We start from the raw sequence: 18,943 nt of genomic DNA on the forward strand, positions 1-18,943 counted from the left end.
CACATGATCCAACTCTTTGCCTTTTACCTGTTCGCGACGATCGTCATCGCCTCCGCGGCGATGGTGATTTTCGCGCGCAACCCGGTCCACAGCGTGATGTGGCTGATCCTCGCCTTCTTCAACGCGGCGGGGCTGATGCTGCTCGCGGGCGCCGAGTTCATCGCGATGCTGCTTGTCATCGTCTATGTCGGCGCGGTCGCGGTGCTGTTCCTGTTCGTCGTGATGATGCTCGACATCGATTTCGCCGAGTTGCGCGCGGGTTTCGTGCGCTACCTGCCGCTCGGCGCGCTGGTCGCGATCATTCTTGCCGCTGAACTCGTGTTCGCGGTCGGTGCGTGGAGCGCGGGCGGGGTCGACCTCGCCGCGCGCGCCGCGCCCGCCGTGACCGACAAGAGCAATATCCAGCAGATCGGCGAACTGCTCTACACGCGCTACATCTTCCTGTTCGAGGCGGCGGGCATCGTCCTGCTCGTCGCGATGATCGGCGCGATCGTGCTGACGCATCGCCAGCGTGGCGGGGTCCGCACCCAGAATATTTCGCTGCAGAACCAGCGCCGCCCGCAGGATGCGACGCGGCTGGTCGATCCGGGCGTCGGGCAGGGGATGGAATTGTGATTTCGGTCGGCCATTATCTCGCCGTTTCGGCGGTGCTGTTCACGCTCGGCGTGCTCGGCATCTTCATCAACCGCAAGAATATCATCGTCATCCTGATGGCGATCGAGCTGATCCTGCTGGCGGTGAATATCAATCTTGTCGCGTTCAGCGCGGCGCTCGGCGACCTCGTCGGACAGGTTTTCGCGATGTTCGTGCTGACCGTGGCTGCAGGCGAAGCCGCCATCGGCCTTGCCATTCTCGTCATTTACTTCCGCGGCCGCGGCACCATTGCCGTCGACGATGCCAACCGGATGAAGGGGTAAACCGGTGATCCAGGCGATCGTATTCCTGCCGCTCTTGGCGGCGCTTGTCGCAGGCCTCGGCCAGCGCGTGATCGGCAATGTGCCGTCGAAAATCATCACGACGGGCGCGCTGTTCACCAGCTGCGCCCTGAGCTGGCCGATCTTCCTGTCGTTCGTGACGGGCAGCGGCGAAGCGACGGTGACCCCGGTGCTGCACTGGGTTCAGTCGGGCGCGCTGCAGTTCAATTGGGAATTGCGCGTCGACACGCTGACCGCGGTGATGCTCGTCGTCATCACGACGGTTTCGGCGCTCGTCCACCTCTATAGCTGGGGCTATATGGAGGAAGACCCGGACCAGCCGCGCTTCTTCGCCTATCTCTCGCTCTTCACCTTCGCGATGCTGATGCTCGTGACCGCGAACAACCTCGTCCAGATGTTCTTCGGCTGGGAAGGCGTCGGTCTCGCATCCTATCTGCTCATCGGTTTCTGGTACAAGAAGCCCAGCGCCAATGCCGCCGCGATCAAGGCGTTCGTCGTCAACCGCGTCGGCGACCTTGGCTTCATGCTCGGCATTTTCGGCACCTTCCTCGTGTTCGGCACCGTCTCGATCCCCGAGATACTCGCCGCCGCGCCGGGCATGGCCGGAAGCACCATTACCTTCATGGGCATGCGTCTCGACACGATGACGATCCTCTGCCTGCTGCTGTTCATCGGCGCGATGGGCAAGTCGGCGCAGCTTGGCCTGCACACCTGGCTTCCCGACGCGATGGAAGGCCCGACCCCGGTGTCGGCGCTGATCCACGCCGCGACGATGGTCACCGCGGGCGTCTTCATGGTCTGCCGCCTGTCGCCGATGTTCGAAACCAGCGAAGTCGCGCAGGGCGTCGTGATGTTCGTCGGCGCCGCGACCTGCTTCTTCGCGGCGACCGTCGCGACGACGCAGTGGGACATCAAGCGCGTTATTGCCTATTCGACCTGTTCGCAGCTCGGCTACATGTTCTTCGCCGCGGGCGCGGGCGCTTATGGCGCCGCGATGTTCCACCTATTCACGCACGCATTCTTCAAGGCGCTGCTGTTCCTCGGTGCTGGTTCGGTCATCCACGCGATGCACCACGAGCAGGACATGCGTTATTATGGCGCGCTCCGGAAACAGATCCCGATCACCTATTGGGCGATGATGCTCGGTACGCTGGCGATCACCGGCGTCGGTATCGCGGGCGTCGCGGGCTTCGCCGGCTTCTATTCGAAGGACGGCATCCTCGAGGCCGCTTTCGCGAGCGGCGGCGGCGGCGTGGTGGCCTTTTGGGTTGGCATTTTCGTCGCCTTCCTCACCAGCTTCTATTCGTGGCGCCTCGTCTTCCTGACCTTCTATGGCAAGGCGCGCTGGGAACAGAGCGAACATATCCAGCATGCGGTGCATGACGATCACGGCCACGGGCATGACGATCATGTCCACGCGGATCATCATTACGATGCGCATAGCGACGGCACAGCGGGCTATCATCCGCATGAAAGCCCGCTTTCGATGCTTATCCCGCTGGTCGTCCTGTCGATCGGTGCGGTCTTTGCGGGCATCGCGTTCCACCACCAGTTCATCTATCCCGAAGAGGGCATGGCGTTCTGGAAGGGCAGCCTCGCGTTCGACGAGCATCTGATGCACGCCGCGCATGAAGTGCCATTGTGGGTCAAATGGACGCCGTTCACGGTGATGGCGATCGGGCTATTCCTCGCGTGGAACAGCTATATCCGCAACACGACGTTGCCGGCGCGCTTCGTGGCGCAGTTCAAGCTGCTCCACCAGTTCCTGTACAATAAATGGTATTTCGACGAGCTCTACAACATCCTCTTCGTGAAGCCTGCTTTCGCGATCGGCCGCTTCTTCTGGAAGCGCGGGGATGAAGGCACCATCGACCGCTTCGGTCCCGATGGCGCCGCCGCGCTCGTCGCCGGGGGGACCCGTCTCGCGGTCCGGCTGCAATCGGGTTATGTTTATGGATATGCGTTTGTGATGCTGCTCGGTCTTGTCGGCCTCGCCAGCTGGGCCATGGTGAATTTCCTGTGAGCGGTCTCCCCATTCTTTCGCTGATGCTGGCGGTCCCCGCGATCGCCGCCATCCTCTGCCTCTATGCGGGCGACCGTAACGCACGCGTCATCGCGCTCGTCGCGACGCTGATCGATTTTGCGCTGGGCATTGTGCTCTGGGCGAATTTCGACATCGGCGGCGCGCAGTGGCAGTTCACCGAACGCGCCGACCTGTTCGGACGTTTCCAGTGGGCGCTCGGCATCGACGGCATGGCGCTGATGCTCATCATGCTCAGCGTCTTCCTGATGCCGCTGTGCATCCTTGCGAGCTGGGATGCGATCAAGAGCCGCGTCGGGCTCTACATGGCAATGTTCCTGATCATGGAAGTCGTGATGATCGGCGTTTTCATGGCGCAGGATCTGCTGCTCTTTTACATCTTCTTCGAAGCCGGCCTGATCCCGATGTATTTCATCATCGGCATCTGGGGCGGCGCGAACCGCAAATATGCGGCGTTCAAATTCTTCCTCTACACGCTGCTCGGATCGGTGCTGATGCTGATCGCGATGATCGCGATGATCGGCGAAGCGGGTACGACCGACATTCCGACGCTGCTGAACTATGACTTCCCGCCGGCGATGCAGACCTGGCTCTGGCTCGCCTTTTTCGCCAGCCTTGCGGTCAAGATGCCGATGTGGCCCGTCCACACCTGGCTTCCCGACGCGCATGTCCAGGCGCCGACCGCGGGCTCGATGATCCTTGCGGGCGTGCTGCTCAAGCTCGGCGCCTATGGCTTCCTGCGCTTCATGATGCCGATGTTTCCTGACGCTTCGGGGCAATTGATGTGGATCGTGTTCGGCCTGTCGATGATCGCGGTCGTCTACACCAGCCTCGTCGCGCTGGTGCAGAGCGACATGAAGAAGCTGATTGCCTATTCATCGGTCGCGCACATGGCGATCGTCACCGCGGGCCTCTTCGCGTTCAACCAGCAGGGTATCGAGGGCGCGCTGATCATCATGCTCAGCCATGGTGTCGTCTCGGCCGCGCTCTTCTTTTGCGTCGGCGTGATCTACGACCGGCTCCACACGCGCGAGATCGACCGTTACGGCGGGCTTGCGGTGAACATGCCGGCCTATGCGCTGTTCTTCATGCTGTTCACCATGGCGTCGATCGGCCTGCCGGGGACCAGCGGCTTTGTCGGCGAATTCCTGAGCCTCGCGGGCATCTATGAAGCGTCGAGCTGGGTTGCCTTTGTGTGCACGACCGGGATCATCCTCGGCGCCGCGTACATGCTCTATCTCTACCGCCGCGTCGTGTTCGGCGAACTGACCAAGGACGATGTGAAGGCGATGCCCGACCTCAACGCGCGCGAATGGACGATCATGGTGCCGCTGGCCGCCGTGGCGCTGTGGATGGGCGTCTATCCTGAAAGCTTCCTCGCACCGATGCGCGGCGATGTGACGACGGTTGTCGCGCGTCTCGCTCCGGCGAAGCCCGCGGGCGACGCGCATCTGGCCGCCGGCAAGGCGAAGCCCGCTGCGGCGCATGGTGAACCGGCCCACGGATCGAGCCATGCTGGAGGCGTCCAATGACCGGCGACCTGATGCTCATCTGGCCCGAACTGATCCTGACGATCGGCGGGCTCATTACACTGATGCTCGGCACCTTCTTCGGTGACCGCAATGTTGGCCTGTACCAGCTCAGCTCGCTGCTCACGCTCGCCGCAGCCGCGGCCGCCGTCGTCGCGCTGTTCGGTATCGAAACGACGGTCTTTTCCGGCACGCTGTCGGTCGACAGCTTCGGCGGTTTCGCCAAGCTCTTGATCTATGCCGCGAGCTTCGTCTGCATCATCGTCGCGCCGCGCTTCTTCAGCGGCGGGATGCGCGCCGAATATCCGACTTTGATTCTCTTCGCTGCGCTCGGCATGGGCATCATGGCCTCGTCGCGCGACCTGATGACGCTCTATGTCGGGCTTGAGCTCAACAGCCTTGCCGCTTATGTGCTCGCGAGCTTCATGCGGACCGATGAGCGGTCGAGCGAAGCAGGCCTTAAATATTTCGTTCTCGGCGCGCTCGCCTCGGGCATGCTGCTTTACGGCATTTCGCTGCTCTACGGCTTCACCGGCACCACCGATTTCGCGGGTATCGCGAAGGTGATGGGCGGCGAGCTCAACATCGGGTTGATCTTCGGCATTGTCTTCGTGCTCGCGGGCCTCGGCTTCAAGATCAGCGCAGTGCCGTTCCACATGTGGACCCCCGACGTCTATGAGGGCGCGCCGACTCCGGTGACGACCTTTTTCGCCACCGCGCCGAAAGTCGCGGCGATGGCGCTGATGACGCGCGTCGTGATCGACGCCATGGGCCCCGCGGTCGGCGCATGGCAGCAGATCATCATCTTCCTGTCGCTCGCCTCGATCATCCTCGGCGCGGTCGGCGCGATCGGGCAGAAGAATATCAAGCGCCTGCTCGCCTACTCGTCGATCAACAATGTCGGCTTCATGCTGATCGGCCTCGCCGCCGGGACGCAGCAGGGGGTGGAGGGCGTGCTGACCTATCTGCTCGTCTATATGCTGACGACGCTCGGCGCCTTCCTCGTCGTGCTCCAGCTGCGCGATGCGGACGGCAACCAGGTCGAGAGCATTCCGGCGCTTGCCGGCCTGTCGCAGCGCCGTCCGGGCCTTGCCGCGGCAATGGCGGTGTTCCTCTTCAGCCTTGCCGGCATTCCGCCGCTGTTTGGCTTCTGGCCGAAATATCTGGTGTTCGAGGCCGCGGTGAACGCGAACCTCGTGCCGCTGGCGGTCGCGGGGATCGTCGCCTCGGTGATCGGCGCATTCTATTATATCGCGATCATCAAGACGATGTATTTCGACGACAAGTCGGACACCGAGTTCCCGAAGGGTGGCGGCGCCATCGTCGAGGATGCGGTGATCACCGCGAGCGCCCTCTGGCTATCGGTCATCGGCTATCTCTTCATCCCGGCGCTGGCGGTGCTTTCGGCGAGCGCGGCAGCGGTGCTGTTCTGATCCCGCCGATCGAGCGGATCGCGCAGACAGGTTCGACCAACGCCGACCTGCTGGCGCGGCTGGCAGGCGGCGAGCATGTCGGCGAAGGCCATTGGCTGGTCGCCGACCGCCAGACCGCCGGACGGGGGCGGCTCGGCCGCGCCTGGGGCGACGGTTCGGGCAACTTCATGGGCTCGACGGTCGTCCGGCTGACCGCGAGCGATCCGTCGCCGGCGACGCTCGCACTCGTCGTCGCGGTGGCGCTGGCGAAGGTGGTGAAGATTTTCGCGCCCTCGGTTCCGCTCGAACTCAAATGGCCGAACGACTTGCTGGTCGATGGCGCGAAATGCTCGGGGATCCTCCTTGAGCGCAGCGGCGATAGCGTCGTGGTCGGCATCGGGGTCAATCTGGCGTCGGCGCCCGAACTGCCCGACCGCAGGACCTTCTGCTTTGCCGATAGCGGCGTTGCGATCGACCGCGACCGCTTCGCCGAGGCGCTGGCCGTCGCGCTGGTCGATGCGCTCTGGACCTGGCGGCAGGAGGGCGTCGAAAGCATCGTTCGCGCCTGGCTGCCGCTCGGCCATCCGGTCGGCACGCCGCTCCGCGTGTCGGAGCAGGACATCGACGGGACGTTCGACGGTCTCGCGCCCGACGGCGCGCTGCGCTTGCGCAGGGCGGACGGCGAAGTCATGCTGATCCATGCGGGCGACATCGAACTCCGCCGTCCGGTCGAAAAAGGGGAATAGTCGTGCTGCTTGCGATCGATGTCGGCAACACCAACGCCAAATTCGCGCTCTTCCGTGGCACCGAGCTCCTCGCGCGCTGGCGAATCGCGACCGACGACCGGCGGACGGCCGACGAATATATGGTGTGGCTCGACCAGCTCATGCGCATCGAGGGCCATGACCGTGCCGAGGTGGACGCCGTTATCATTTCGACCGTCGTGCCGCGCGCGCTCCACAATCTCCAGCTGCTCGCCGTCAAATATTTCGGGGTCGATGCGCTTGTTGCGGGGCGCGAGCCGGTGAGCTGGGGCATCGCGCTCAGGGTCGACGAGCCGCAGTCGGTGGGCGCCGACCGCGCAGTCAACGCGATCTCGGCGCAGGCGGTCGAACCCGGCAAGGACAAGCTCGTCATCAGCTTCGGCACCGCGACGACGCTCGATCATATCGGCCCCGACGGCGCCTATCTGGGCGGCATCATCGCGCCGGGGGTCAATCTGTCATTGGAAGCGCTGGTCGCCGCCGCCGCCAAGCTGCCGCGCATCGCGATCGAGGCGCCCGCGAGTGCCAGCGTGATCGGCCGCACCACCGAAAGCCAGATGCTGATCGGCGTCTATTGGGGCTATGTTTCGATGATGGAGGGGCTGATCGCGCGCATGAAGGCGGAGATCGGCAAACCGCTTATCGTGGTCGCGACCGGCGGCCTCGCGACACTTTTTCAGGAACAGGCCCATCTGTTCGATCGTATCGAACCCGATCTGACGCTCAACGGGCTCATGCACCTCTATAACCAAGGACAACAAAAGATATGACGACTCCGGGCAAGGAGCTGCTTTTTCTCGCATTGGGGGGATCGGGCGAGATCGGCATGAACGCCAATCTTTATGGCTGCGACGGCAAATGGATCATGCTCGACCTGGGCGTGACCTTTGGCAGTCACGATTATCCAGGCATCGACATCGTCATGCCCGACCTGGAATTTATCGAGGATCGCAAGAAGGATCTGCTCGGCATCGTCCTGACGCACGGGCATGAGGACCATATCGGCGCGATCCCCTATCTTGCCGCCGACCTTGGCGTGCCGCTCTATGCCAACCGCTTCACCGCGGGGCTGATCGCGCACAAGCTCGCCGAAGAGGGGCTGGAGAAGGAGGTCAAGATCAAGGTCGTCGACATCGATGACAGCTTCCGCATCGGCCCCTTCGGTATCCGCCTGGTCCCGCTCGCGCACTCGATCCTCGAAATGAGCGCAGTGGTGATCGACACGCCCCATGGCCGCGTCTTTCACACCGGCGACTGGAAACTCGACGAAGAACCGATCCTGGGCGTGCCCGCGACCGCCGCGGCGCTGAGCGCGATCGGCGACGAAGGCGTCGATTTCCTCGTCTGCGATTCGACCAACGCCTTCAACGCCGATGCATCGGGCAGCGAAGGGGCTTTGCGCGCAGGATTGGAACAGGCGGTCGGTCAGGCCAAGGGCAGGGTGGTCGTCACTACCTTTGCGTCGAACGCGGCGCGGCTGGCGACATTGGGCGCTGTTGCGCAGGCGACCGGGCGCAGCCTCTGCGTCGCGGGGCGCTCGCTCGACCGCATCCTCGGCGTCGCGCGCTCGGTTGGCTATCTGAGGGACTTCCCGCCGACGGTCGATTTCGACGAGGCGATGCGCCTGCCGCGCGACAAGGTGATGGTGATCGCGACCGGCGGGCAGGGCGAACCGCGCGCCGCGCTGGCGCGCATGGCGGCCGACGGCCACCAGATCAAGCTGGAGCCGGGCGACACCGTCGTCTTTTCGTCGAAACAGATCCCCGGCAACGAGGTCGCGATCGGACGGATCATGAACCAGCTCGCGGCGAAGGACGTGCTGACGGTCACCGAGAAACAGGCGCATATCCACGTCAGCGGCCATCCGGGGCAACCCGAGCTGGCCGCGCTTTACGGCTGGCTGCGGCCGAAACTGATCGTGCCGGTGCATGGCGAGATCCGCCACATGCACGAACAGGCCCGCTTCGCGCTCGAAAAGGGCGTGCCGGATGCGCTCGTGCAGGAAAATGGCGACCTGTGCCGCCTGGCGCCGGGGCCGGCGAAAATCGTCGAGCGCGTGCGCGCGGGGCGGCTGATCCTCGACGGCGACGTCATCCTCCCCGCCGATGGCGAGACGATGAGCGAGCGGCGCAAGCTTTCGCTCAACGGTCATATCACCGTTGCGGTGATCTTTTCGGGCAAGCGCTTCGTCGAAAGCGCGATCAGCTATCGCGGCGTGCCGGTCGAGGATGAGCGCGAGGCCTTTATCGACGAGATGCGTGAAGCCGCCCAGCAAGCGGCCACCGGGCCCTCGCGCGACGAGGACAAGCTGCGCGAGGCTATCCGGCTGGGCGTGCGCCGCATTGCAACCGACTGGACCGGGAAAAAGCCGGTGGTCGATGTGATGCTGGTCGATGTCTGATCCGGAGAAATCGCGATGAAATGGACTTCGGCGCTCGCCATCTACCTGCTGATCTGGGCATTCAGCGCCTTTTTCGTTCTGCCCTTTCATGGCCGGCGGGCAAGCGACGACGCCACGCCGCTGGTTCGCGGGCAAGAGCCGGGCGCGCCCGCGACATTTCGTCCGGGGCGGATATTGCTCCAGATGACGATCGTCGCGACGGTGGCCTTCGGGCTTTATTACGTCGCTTATGTCAACGGTTGGGCCGACCCCGACGTGTTGACCGGGCGGGCTTGATCGCAGAGCAGCGCCTAGGCGGCTTTCGGGTGGGCGAGCGACCCTATTGAATATTCGTCATTCTCCGGGTCCCCGCTTTCGCGGGGATGACGACGTAAGAAGGCTTACGACAGCTACCGCTCCAATTCGGGTCCGTTCGCGGCGGGTTCAGTTCCGCAAGCGGTCGATCGCCTGCGCCAGCGCGACATAGAGCTTGCCGATATCCGACGACAGCAAGGTCACGCTGATCGCCGATCCGTCGCGCGCGCCGATCAGCAGGCGCAGCATCGCTTCGAAATCATGGATGAACTGGTTCACCGATGCGTGAAACCCGTCGTCATTCTGGTAGATGCGCAGGATTTCCCTGGCTTCGCTATTCTCCACCAGTTTGACCGCGCGGCGCGCGAATACGCCCCGGTCGCCCTTGAGATAGGCGTCCCACGCGGTATCGCTGACTTCGCTCGACAATATCTTGGTGACGTCGATCGCGGTCGATTTCAGCGCCTCGGTCAGGAGGCCGACCTGCTTGGCGAGCGAATCGCGATCGGACGCGGCGATCGCCTGTTCGGCCTCGCTCACGCGCTGCTCGACGCTCGCGCTGGTGTCCATGATCGTGATCAGCTGGCGCATCAGCCGGTCGGCGGCGCCGTTCGCCGCGGCGACGGCGCGCGCCGAAGCCTCTTCGATCGCGTTCAATTGCGCCATCACGTCATTCTTGAACGCTGCATCGATCGCGCCGGTCGCGGTCGCCTGCATCGCGTCGCGTGCGCCCGACACCAGCTTTTCGAGCGTCAGCCGCGCCTCGTCGGCGGCCGAATCGGCGGTGGCGCGCACTTCGTCGAGCGTCGCGATCATCCGCGCGCCGCCCTGTTCGGCGAAATCGTCGGCGCCTGCGCGCAGTTTCGCCAGCGCGACATCGGCTTCCGCCAGCGCGGCGTTGATCCGGTCGGCCAGTTCCTGCTGGCTGGTCGCATGACCCGCCATCTGTTCCTCATTGGCCTTGAGCGTCGCTTGCACGGCATTGACGTGTGACATCGTCGATTGCGCAACCAGTTCCGACGCGTCGAGCAGCGGGCGCAATTGCGTCAAGGCCGTCTGGGTCGTCTGCCCGTGCGATGCGATGCGATCGAGTGCATGCGGCAGCGTCTCGTCGAGTTCGCGGGTTACCGCGTCGAGCGCGAGCAGCAGCGATTCGGCATGGCCGATAAGCTGATGCGCCGAGGCGTTTCCGCTCTGCACTTCCTGCATGAAAGCGCCGAGCTGCGCCTTGGTATCGTCGATCGCGCGGCCGATGACGCCGGTGCTGGCACCGACGCTGACGTCGAGGATTTCAAGCTGTTCGCCAACGTCGGCGACATGCGCGGTGATGCGCGCGGCGAGGGCGTCGCTGGCATCGGCGTGAGCGACAAGCTGTGCGCCCATCGCATCGCCCGCGTCGCGCGCCGCCGCGAGCCGGGCGTCCATCTGCGCCGCGGCGGCGTCGACGCCGTCGCGAAACTGCTGCCAGCTCCTGTCGATCTCGCCCGTCATCGCGGCGACGGTCGAGGTCATCTCGTCGCGTGCAGAAACGGCGACGTTCGACATGCGGGCGAGGGCGGCATCGTGCGCGTCGGTGACTTGCGCCGACGCGGAGAGCAGGTCGGACTCGGTCTCCTTCGCCTGTCCCTGGAGCGCGACGATCGCCTCGAGAATGCTCGCGGTCGAGGTCTCGCTGGTCTGTGCGGCTTTGGCGGCCTCTTCGCCGAGCGCGGCGAGTCGAGCCTCGAGATTGGCGCCCTGCTGATGCGCGACGAGCCCTGCCTCGCGGAAATTGACTGCCAGCCGCTGGGCGACATCGTCGATCCGCGGCAGGCCGGCGAGCAGCCCGTCCATCCGCTGCATCGCGACATCGCCCGACCGCGCGAGCTGGTCGTGGGCGTTGGCGATCACCGAGGCGTTGCTTGCGAGCTTGTCGCTGCTTTCGGTGAGGCGCGAGACGGTGTCGAGGCCGAGCTGCTGAACGAGCCTCGCCTGTTCGCCGAGTTGCTTTTGCGCGTCGGCGAGATGCAGGCCGAGCGCGTGCATCGACTGGTTCAGAGCCATATTCTCTTCGCGCAGGGCGGCGGCGACGCGGGCGAAGCGCGCCTGCTCCGACCGGCTCGAGCGTAGCAGAATCATCCACAATATCGCGAGCAAGGTCAGCGGCATTGCGATGGTCGCGATCAACAGCGGCCAGTCGGTGAGGGCCGGACCGCGGGCGAAACCCTCGGTTGCCACCGCGAGTGCGAAACCCGTCCAGCCGATCGCGAGGAGGCCGAGCAGGGTGGGGAAGGCGCGGTCGCGCCATGCCGGCGCCACCGCATCCTCGGCGGTTTCGGCATCGTTCAGCGACGACATATCGAGCCAATCGCGTTCGGCCGGCGCCGCCGCTTCGGGCGCAGCCGGGTTTTCGGGCGCTGTCACTTCCGCCGGCGCCTTGCTGTCTGCTTCCTGGTTCGCCGCGGAATCCCGCCACAATCCCACGATTTTCTTTTCCCCGCTCATCCCGCCATCTTAGCATCAAATGCCGGCCATGAAACGGAAACTTAACCACAAGCTGGCAAAGCTGTGGAATGTCTTTCGACAGTGGTCCCCTCGATCGTTACCTGAGCGCAGCGTTCGGCGGCGACCCGGCGATGGCGATGGATCTGCGTGGCGCCTTTACCGGCAGTGCACGCGACCTCGCCGACCTGATGCGCCGCGCGCGCTGCGACGCGAACTGGGAAATGGCGGCGCTCCGCCTGAAAGGGCTCGCCGCAACCTTCGGGATCATCCCGCTGATCGAGCTTGCCGAAGCCGCGATGGCGGGCGCACCGGGTGATCCTGCCATATTGCGCCAGATCAACCGGACGATCGACGAGATCGCCTGACCGCGCCTGACGTGCGACCCGGCGAAGCGGGTTCAATTCCCGTTCAGCCGCTTTCCGCCAGTGAAATATCGATGTCCGCTGTCTTGCCATGGCAACGCGACGGAGTTAGCCGCGTTATCGACGCGCGGCCGACCCTTTGCGCGCCCGATTTGTACGCCGAGGCGACGGCCGCCGAGTTCAAAGGAGAGATTTTCGATGTTCACCCGTTTCCGCTCGATGCCCGCAACGGCGATGGCTGCCGTTCTGGGCTGTGCGCTGATGACCACCGCCCTTCCGGCCGCTGCCAAGGAAAAGCCGAAGAAGGAAGAAGAAGCCAAGGGCAAGGGCCTGTCGGCGAGCAAGGCGTTCGGTCCGGCGCTCAAGAAGATGACCGACGCGACCACCGCGAAGGACACGGCCGCCCTCCAGGCCGCGCTGACCGAAGGACAGGCCACCGCGACCACCCCGGACGATAAATATCTGGCCGCCTTCTATCAACTCCAGCTCGGTATCCTGAGCAAGGATCAGGCGATTCAGGCGCAGGCGCTCGACACGATGCTCGATTCGGGCGTGACCCCGGCGGAAAATCTTGCCGTCTATAATTTCTTCTCGGGCAATTTCGCCTATGGCGCGAAAGATTATCCGAAGGCGATCAAGCGCCTCGAAGCCGCGCGCGCGGCGGGGTCGACTGAGCCCAATGTGCCCGTCCTCCTGATGGACAGCTATCTCAATGCCGGGCAGGTCGATCAGGGGCTCGCCACCGCCAAGGCCGCGATCGAAGCGAGCCGTGCCGCCGGGCAACGCCCCTCGGACGAGCTGTATGTCCGCCCGGTCAAGGCCTTGCAGGCCGCAAAGCGCACCAATGAGGTGCTCGACCTGATGACGATGCGCCTGCGCGACTACAACCAGCCGACGGTCTGGCGTCAGACGCTCTTCATCGCGCTGCAGGCGAACCAGGACAAAGAAGTCGGGCTCGACATCTTTCGCCTGATGCGCGCGACCGGCGCGATGCAGGAACGTCCCGAATATGCCGAATATGCGGCGCTTGCGACCGAAGCCGCGCTGCCGGGTGAGGTCGTCTCGCTGATCAAGGCGGGCAAGCAGAGCAATGTGATCCCCGCCAGCGACGCGAAGTTCAACGAGCTTCTGACGAGCCAGACCGAGCGGATGGGCGACGAGGAATCGACGCTCACCGCCTATGCGCAAAAACCGTCGACGCTGTCGAATCCCAAGGTTGCCGGCGCGACGGGTGACGCGATGGTCGGCTATGGCCGCTACGCCGATGCCATTCCGCTCTACAAGGCGGCGCTGGCCGCCGGCGGCGACAAGGATCTCTGGACCTATCGCCTCGGCGTGGCTCAGGCGCAGTCGGGCGACACGGCGGGCGCGAAGGCGAGCTTCGCGCAGGTGACCGGCCCCCGCAAGCGGCTTGCCGACCTGTGGACGGTGAAGATCGACACGCCTGCGGCGGCGCCCGCCGCTCCCGCACAACCGGCGGCTGCCCCCGCTACGGGCGGCTGAACCGGCGGACGACAAAAAAGGGCGCCGCTCCAGGCCGGAGCGGCGCCCTTTACTTTATCCGGTTGATCAGACTTCGACCGGGATGCCGGCGAGCTGCTTGGCCGTGCGAATCGTCAGCGACGTTTTTACGCTGGTGACGTTCGGCGCCGAGGTCAGATGCGCGGTCAGGAAGGACTGGAAGCTCTGCAGGTCGCGCGCGACGACCTTTAGCAGGAAATCGATCTCGCCGTTCAGCATATAGCATTCGCGCACCTCGGCGAGTCCGCCGACATAGTCTTCGAAGGCTTTGAGGTCCGACTCGGCCTGACTGCGCAGGCTGACCATCGCAAAGACGGTGATGCCGTAGCCGAGCTTCGCCGCGTCGAGGTCGGCGTGGTAGGACCGGATGACGCCCGATTCTTCGAGCGCGCGTACACGACGAAGACATGGCGGAGCGGTCAATCCCACCATCTGTGCCAGTTCGACATTCGTCATCCGCCCGTTTTTCTGCAGCTCGCCCAATATCTGCAAATCAATCTGATCGAATTTCTGACTAGCCATCGTTGAAACATCCGCTTTCCAAAACTGCGGAGACCATAATATTATTTCAGGCGATTGCAATTGTCCCACAATGCGACGTGGAAGGTTAAGGCACTTTCATGACCGGATGATTCACGCTAGCCGGTAAACATATGCTAACCAACGACCGACGCTGTGGGGCTCTTTCCGCGTGACCGCTGACTCGATGATCGCGACCATCTTGCGCCAGGCGCCTGCGGATCGCCGCGCGAGTATCACCGCGTGGCGACAACTCTCCGATATTCTGGCCCAGCGCGGCAATCAACTGGGCGATGACGATATTCGCCGCAGCCTGCATGCGCTCGCCGTATTGCGGCCACGGGTCCCCGAAGCGGTGCGCCGCGACTGCGCGCGCGCGATCACGCGTCACGGCCGTTTCGCCCCGCTCGTCGCGCTCTACGCCAACGACGTTCCGGCGGTATCGGCGGCCATACTGCGCGAGGTGCGTCTTTCCGAAACCGACTGGCTGGCGCTGCTGCCCGCGACGAGCGCGATGGCGCGGTCGGTGCTCGCCGGGCGTCGCGACCTGCCGGAAGCGGTCGCCCGCGCGCTGGCCAGCCTTGGCAGTGCATCGGTGGCATTGCCCCAGCCCGCAAGCGCGGCGGTCGAAGAGCCGGCACCGGCAGCACCGATCGCGCAAGCGATGCCCGATCCCGTGGCCGATAGCGGCCCGAGCCAGATCAGCGAACTCGTCCGCCGGATCGACAAATATCAATCGACCCGCGGCCAGCCGGCTGCGCCGCGCCCGCCGCGGGCCGCCTTCCTTTTCGAAACCGGACCCGATGGCGTGATTCACTGGGTCGACGGCGTGACGCGCGGCGCGGTGATCGGGCTGTCGATCGCCGAGGCCGCCTTTGGCGGCGAACCCGGCACCGATGGCATCGCCGCCGGTGCGTTCCGCCAGCGAGCGGAGATCATCAACGCGCGCATGTTGCTGGAAGGAACGCCCGCCGAATCCGGCGAATGGCGTTTTTCGGCGCTGCCCTGGTTCGACCCGGCGACCGGTCAATTCCGCGGCTATCGCGCGAGCGCCCGGCGTCCGCATCGCAATGAAACCCCCTATGGCCGCACGGCCTCCGAAGATTCGGGTGATTCGATCCGTCAGTTGATCCACGAGCTGCGCAGCCCGCTCAATGCGATTTCGGGTTTCGCGCAGATCATCTCGGGACAGATGTTCGGGCCTGTGAGCCAGGGCTATCGCGCGATGGCCGATGCGATCGTCGCCGATGCCGCCTCGGTCCAGGCGATTATCGACGATCTTGAAACCGCTGCGCGCAGCGGCGAGGCGCCCCCGATGCAGGCGGCCGAAGAGATCGTCGATATCGGCGCGATCGTGACGCAGATCGAACGCGATCTGGCCGGGTTGCTCGCCGACCAGCGCGTCGAACTCAGCATCTCGCGCGTCGGCGGCCCCTTTCTCGGGCTCGCCGGTGACGCCAATGTGCAACGTATGGTCGGGCGATTGCTCACAGCTCTCGTCGATGTGTCCGAACCGGGGGCGATTTTGGTCGGGCAACTGGTCACCGAAACGCGGCACGACGACATGCTCCAGCTTCGGATGGTCCGCCCGGCGGCGATCCGCTTCGCGACGGCGTCGGACCTGCTCGATCCGGGTTTCAGTCCCGAGGGCGAGGCGCCTGGCGCTGCCGTGCTCAGCCTTGGCTTCTCGCTCCGCCTGGTCGACAGCCTGGCCCGCGCGATCGGCGGACGGCTCGATATCGGGCATAACGCCTTGACCTTGCACCTGCCCTCCGCCAACTCGAAAGGCGAGGTCGAGCTGGAGGCGCAGCAAGGCGAATAGGCCGGCGGGCCGGGCTAAGGGGGGCGTGGTGCAGCCTGCGGGCAGTTTCTTTGCATATCCGGCCGCATCGGATTTGATCACACTGGATTCGGGCGAGGCGCCGCGGTTCTGGGTGACGATCGACACCGAGGAGGATTTCGACTGGGACGCGCCCTTCGCGCGCACCGGCTATCGCCTCGCGTCGGTCCCCGCGCTCGCCGAATGCCAGGGCTATTTCGATCGTGCGGGGGTAAAGCCCATCTATCTCGTCGACTGGCCGATCGTCGCCGACGACCGTGCGGCCGAAATACTCGGCGCCGCGCGGCAGGCAGGGCGTTGCGAGATCGGGGCGCAGCTTCACCCGTGGGTGACGCCGCCGCACGACGAAGAGGTCGGCGAGCGGAACAGCTATACCGGCAATCTGCCCGCGGGTCTGCAACGCGCGAAGATGACCGCGCTGCGCGATGCGATCCGCGACCGGTTCGGCGTCCAGCCGATCGCCTATCGGGCGGGGCGCTACGGCCTTGGCCCGGATACGGCGGCGATGCTTGCCGAATTGGGATTCCGCTGCGACACGTCGGTTCGTAGCGGTTTCGATTATCGCGCGGGCCATGGCCCCGACTATCGCGACGCGCCGCTTCATCCCTGGTGGGTCGGGGCGGGGCAGAGCGCCGTGCTCGAGATTCCGGTGACGACCGTGTTCGGCGGGGCGCTCGGCCGCGCGGGGCGCAGCGTCTATCACCGGGTCGCGCGCGATGGCACGCACGCCGGCGCCGCGCTCGCGCGTCTCGGGCTCGTCGAGCGGATCGCGCTGACCCCCGAGGGCATTCCTGTCGAGCGCGCGTGCAGGGCGATCGACATCGCCGTCGACCTTCGTCTGCCGGTGCTGAACTTCTCCTTTCATTCGCCGTCGCTGCAGCCGGGCAACACGCCCTATGTCCGCAGTCAGGCCGACCTCGATCTTTTCTATCGTTGGTGGGATGTGGTGCTTGAACATCTCGCGCGGCGCGGGGTCGAGCCGACCACCGTCGCCGAAATATTGGCGATGGCCGAACGCAAGGCGGCGCGCTGAGGTTGCCGCTTGCCAACGCGGCGCGGCGTCCGCTATCGCCCGCAAATCCCTTTCCGGGTTTCGCGAGGGGGGCCTGTAGCTCAATGGTTAGAGCTGGCCGCTCATAACGGCTAGGTTGCGGGTTCGAGTCCTGCCGGGCCCACCACTCCTTCCACCATTTTCCTTGCAAATCTAAACCGATGGCGGTCCATTGCGCCGGTCGAAGGAGAGGGACATGGCGAAGCGGCGGACGATCCTGGCCGGGGGGCTTGCGATCATTGCAATTGGAGCGGGAACGGTTGCGGTGCGCACTGCGACCTTTGTACCGAAGGATATTGCCGACGGCAGCGATGTGCGGCTTGCGGCGGCGCCTGCCTATGATCTCGACGCAGCGGTCGCGCATCTGAGCGCCGCGGCGCAGATCCGGACGATCTCGCATCAGGACGCGGCCGATAACGACATCGGCGAATGGGACAAGCTGCACGCGTGGCTTGGGTCGACCTATCCCGCGACGCACGAGGCGATGACGCGCACGATCCTGCCGAACCGCACCCTCATATATCACTGGCCGGGCGGCGACGCGTCGCTGGCGCCGATCATCGTCATGGCGCATCAGGACGTGGTGCCGGTGACCGGGGGAACCGAAAGGGACTGGAAATACCCCCCCTTTGCCGGGACGATCGCCGAAAATGCGATCTGGGGGCGGGGCACCGTCGACGACAAGGGATCGCTCGTCGGCCTGTTCGAAGCGATCGAGGCGCTCGCAGTGCAGGGTTTCCAGCCGAAGCGCGGCATCTATCTCGTTTCGGGCCATGACGAAGAAGCGGGCGGATCGGGCGCCGCTGCGGCTGCTGCCAGGCTGAAGGCCGAAGGCGTTCGCGCGCTCTATACGCTCGACGAAGGCAGCGTCGTACTGCGCGATACGCCGCTTATCAACGGCCCCGCCATCCTGATCGGCGTGGCCGAAAAGGGCTATGCGACACTGAAAGTCACCGCCAACGCGCCGGGCGGTCACAGTTCGATGCCGCCCGCCGAAACCGGCGTCACGACGCTCGCGCGCGCGGTGCTCGATATTACCGAAAAGCCGTTCCCGATCGAAATGCGCGGCCCCGGAGCGGCGATGGTCGAGGCGCTCGCCGCGCACAAGGGCGGGACGACAAAGATGGCCGTCGCCAACAAATGGCTGCTCGGCTACCTCGTCAAGAACCAGCTTGCCTCGTCGCCGTCATCGGCTGCCGCCTTTCACACCACGATCGCGCCGACGATGCTGGAGGGCAGTCCCAAGGAGAATGTGCTGCCGCAGTCGGCGACGGCGCTGATCAACTATCGAATCGCGCCGTGGAACAGCTCGGCCGACGTCATGGCGCGCGCGAAAGCCGCCGTGGGCGACGCGCCGGTCGAGCTGAGCTGGGTCAAGCCGCCGAACGAGCCGTCGCGCGTGTCGTCGAGCAGTTCGCAGGGCTGGAAGTATATCGTCGCGGCAGCGCGCGCCGATGCGCCCGATGCCGTCGTCGCGCCTTATCTGGTCGTCGCCGCGACCGACAGCCGCAGCATGGAGCCGATCTCGGAGGATGTGTACCGCTTCATGCCGATGCACTTCACGCTGAAGGAAACGGCGATGATCCACGGCACCAACGAACATATGACGATCGACAGCTTCAAGCGCATGATCGATTTCTATGCGCGGTTGATTGCGACGTCTGCGGGATAGACTTGGGCGCGCCATCTGTCTAAGGCGCCCCAGCGTCGGGGAGTGGCGCAGCCCGGTAGCGCGCTTGCTTTGGGAGCAAGATGTCGCAGGTTCGAATCCTGTCTCCCCGACCATTATC

General features: G+C 64.9%; 16 protein-coding genes and 2 tRNA genes. 16 read left to right on the top strand and 2 right to left on the bottom strand.

Going from position 1 to position 18,943, the window contains the following annotated elements:
• Nucleotides 1-3 precede the first annotated feature (3 nt).
• Genes HDC29_RS08325 through HDC29_RS08365 form a run of 9 tightly spaced genes read left to right on the top strand, consistent with a single transcriptional unit; the run spans nt 4 to nt 9,358 of the window.
• Nucleotides 4-615 carry an NADH-quinone oxidoreductase subunit J gene (locus HDC29_RS08325; protein WP_179496117.1) on the top strand — a complete coding sequence of 204 codons (612 nt, stop codon included), beginning with the start codon at nt 4-6 and terminating at the stop codon, nt 613-615.
• A complete protein-coding gene (nuoK, locus tag HDC29_RS08330; protein ID WP_053554267.1) occupies nt 612-917 on the top strand; it encodes an NADH-quinone oxidoreductase subunit NuoK in 306 nt (101 codons plus the stop codon). Before HDC29_RS08325 ends, nuoK begins: the two co-directional genes overlap by 4 nt.
• A 4-nt stretch (nt 918-921) precedes the next feature.
• Nucleotides 922-2,958 (top strand): NADH-quinone oxidoreductase subunit L, encoded by a 2,037-nt coding sequence (gene nuoL / locus HDC29_RS08335; protein WP_179496119.1) that lies wholly within the window; start codon nt 922-924, stop codon nt 2,956-2,958.
• Nucleotides 2,955-4,508 (top strand): NADH-quinone oxidoreductase subunit M, encoded by a 1,554-nt coding sequence (locus HDC29_RS08340; protein ID WP_179496121.1) that lies wholly within the window; start codon nt 2,955-2,957, stop codon nt 4,506-4,508. Before nuoL ends, HDC29_RS08340 begins: the two co-directional genes overlap by 4 nt.
• Nucleotides 4,505-5,938, top strand: coding sequence for an NADH-quinone oxidoreductase subunit NuoN (gene nuoN, locus HDC29_RS08345; RefSeq protein WP_179496123.1), 1,434 nt, complete (start codon nt 4,505-4,507; stop codon nt 5,936-5,938). Before HDC29_RS08340 ends, nuoN begins: the two co-directional genes overlap by 4 nt.
• A 17-nt stretch (nt 5,939-5,955) precedes the next feature.
• Entirely contained in the window at nt 5,956-6,663 is a 708-nt protein-coding gene (locus HDC29_RS08350; RefSeq protein ID WP_373562795.1) for a biotin--[acetyl-CoA-carboxylase] ligase, read from the top strand.
• A gap of 2 nt (nt 6,664-6,665) precedes the next feature.
• On the top strand, nt 6,666-7,451 hold the full coding sequence (locus tag HDC29_RS08355) for a type III pantothenate kinase (protein ID WP_179496125.1): 786 nt from the start codon (nt 6,666-6,668) through the stop codon (nt 7,449-7,451).
• Entirely contained in the window at nt 7,448-9,082 is a 1,635-nt protein-coding gene (locus tag HDC29_RS08360) for a ribonuclease J (protein WP_179496127.1), read from the top strand. The genes HDC29_RS08355 and HDC29_RS08360 overlap by 4 nt, the downstream gene beginning before the upstream one ends.
• Before the next feature lie 15 nt (nt 9,083-9,097).
• Nucleotides 9,098-9,358, top strand: a complete 261-nt coding sequence (locus HDC29_RS08365) for a DUF1467 family protein (protein ID WP_179496129.1) — start codon at nt 9,098-9,100, stop codon at nt 9,356-9,358.
• A 147-nt stretch (nt 9,359-9,505) separates the two neighbouring features.
• Here HDC29_RS08365 and HDC29_RS08370 read toward each other — a convergent pair whose 3' ends face one another.
• On the bottom strand, nt 9,506-11,779 hold the full coding sequence (locus HDC29_RS08370; RefSeq protein ID WP_326913176.1) for a hypothetical protein: 2,274 nt from the start codon (nt 11,777-11,779) through the stop codon (nt 9,506-9,508).
• Nucleotides 11,780-11,928: 149 nt separating this feature from the next.
• Here HDC29_RS08370 and HDC29_RS08375 point away from each other — a divergent pair, with 149 nt between their 5' ends.
• Both HDC29_RS08375 and HDC29_RS08380 read left to right on the top strand, forming a co-directional pair.
• Complete coding sequence (locus HDC29_RS08375) at nt 11,929-12,225, top strand: Hpt domain-containing protein (protein ID WP_179496133.1); 297 nt, start codon at nt 11,929-11,931, stop codon at nt 12,223-12,225.
• A 195-nt stretch (nt 12,226-12,420) separates the two neighbouring features.
• Nucleotides 12,421-13,725, top strand: coding sequence for a tetratricopeptide repeat protein (locus tag HDC29_RS08380; protein WP_179496135.1), 1,305 nt, complete (start codon nt 12,421-12,423; stop codon nt 13,723-13,725).
• Between the two features lie 66 nt (nt 13,726-13,791).
• Here HDC29_RS08380 and HDC29_RS08385 read toward each other — a convergent pair whose 3' ends face one another.
• On the bottom strand, nt 13,792-14,265 hold the full coding sequence (locus HDC29_RS08385; protein WP_179496137.1) for an Lrp/AsnC family transcriptional regulator: 474 nt from the start codon (nt 14,263-14,265) through the stop codon (nt 13,792-13,794).
• A 169-nt stretch (nt 14,266-14,434) separates the two neighbouring features.
• On the opposite strand from HDC29_RS08385, the gene HDC29_RS08390 reads away from it, so the two are divergent.
• The 5 genes from HDC29_RS08390 to HDC29_RS08410 all read left to right on the top strand — a co-directional run bounded on the left by HDC29_RS08390 (nt 14,435) and on the right by HDC29_RS08410 (nt 18,938).
• Nucleotides 14,435-16,084 (top strand): histidine kinase dimerization/phospho-acceptor domain-containing protein, encoded by a 1,650-nt coding sequence (locus HDC29_RS08390; protein ID WP_326913174.1) that lies wholly within the window; start codon nt 14,435-14,437, stop codon nt 16,082-16,084.
• Nucleotides 16,085-16,157: 73 nt separating this feature from the next.
• Nucleotides 16,158-17,135: a polysaccharide deacetylase family protein gene (locus HDC29_RS08395; protein WP_218844309.1), complete on the top strand. Its 978-nt coding sequence runs from the start codon at nt 16,158-16,160 to the stop codon at nt 17,133-17,135.
• 69 nt (nt 17,136-17,204) lie between these two features.
• Nucleotides 17,205-17,280 (top strand) — tRNA-Ile (locus HDC29_RS08400).
• A 69-nt stretch (nt 17,281-17,349) separates the two neighbouring features.
• The gene (locus tag HDC29_RS08405; RefSeq protein WP_179496141.1) at nt 17,350-18,825 is read left to right on the top strand and encodes a M20 family peptidase; all 1,476 of its coding nucleotides are present in this window, start codon (nt 17,350-17,352) and stop codon (nt 18,823-18,825) included.
• Nucleotides 18,826-18,861: 36 nt separating this feature from the next.
• A tRNA-Pro gene (locus HDC29_RS08410) sits at nt 18,862-18,938 on the top strand.
• Nucleotides 18,939-18,943 lie beyond the last annotated feature (5 nt).

It is taken from the genome of Sphingopyxis sp. JAI108, from assembly GCF_013410105.1.
GTDB classification, from domain to species: Bacteria; Pseudomonadota; Alphaproteobacteria; order Sphingomonadales; family Sphingomonadaceae; genus Sphingopyxis; species Sphingopyxis chilensis.

Excerpts from the sequence above, each read along its gene's own strand:
- HDC29_RS08380 (WP_179496135.1), top strand. The coding sequence starts at position 12,421 with ATGTTCACCCGTTTCCGCTCGATGCCCGCAACGGCGATGGCTGCCGTT.
- HDC29_RS08325 (WP_179496117.1), top strand. The coding sequence starts at position 4 with ATGATCCAACTCTTTGCCTTTTACCTGTTCGCGACGATCGTCATCGCC.
- HDC29_RS08360 (WP_179496127.1), top strand. The coding sequence starts at position 7,448 with ATGACGACTCCGGGCAAGGAGCTGCTTTTTCTCGCATTGGGGGGATCG.
- HDC29_RS08405 (WP_179496141.1), top strand. The coding sequence starts at position 17,350 with ATGGCGAAGCGGCGGACGATCCTGGCCGGGGGGCTTGCGATCATTGCA.
- HDC29_RS08365 (WP_179496129.1), top strand. The coding sequence starts at position 9,098 with ATGAAATGGACTTCGGCGCTCGCCATCTACCTGCTGATCTGGGCATTC.
- nuoN (WP_179496123.1), top strand. The coding sequence starts at position 4,505 with ATGACCGGCGACCTGATGCTCATCTGGCCCGAACTGATCCTGACGATC.
- HDC29_RS08385 (WP_179496137.1), bottom strand. The coding sequence starts at position 14,265 with ATGGCTAGTCAGAAATTCGATCAGATTGATTTGCAGATATTGGGCGAG.
- HDC29_RS08375 (WP_179496133.1), top strand. The coding sequence starts at position 11,929 with ATGTCTTTCGACAGTGGTCCCCTCGATCGTTACCTGAGCGCAGCGTTC.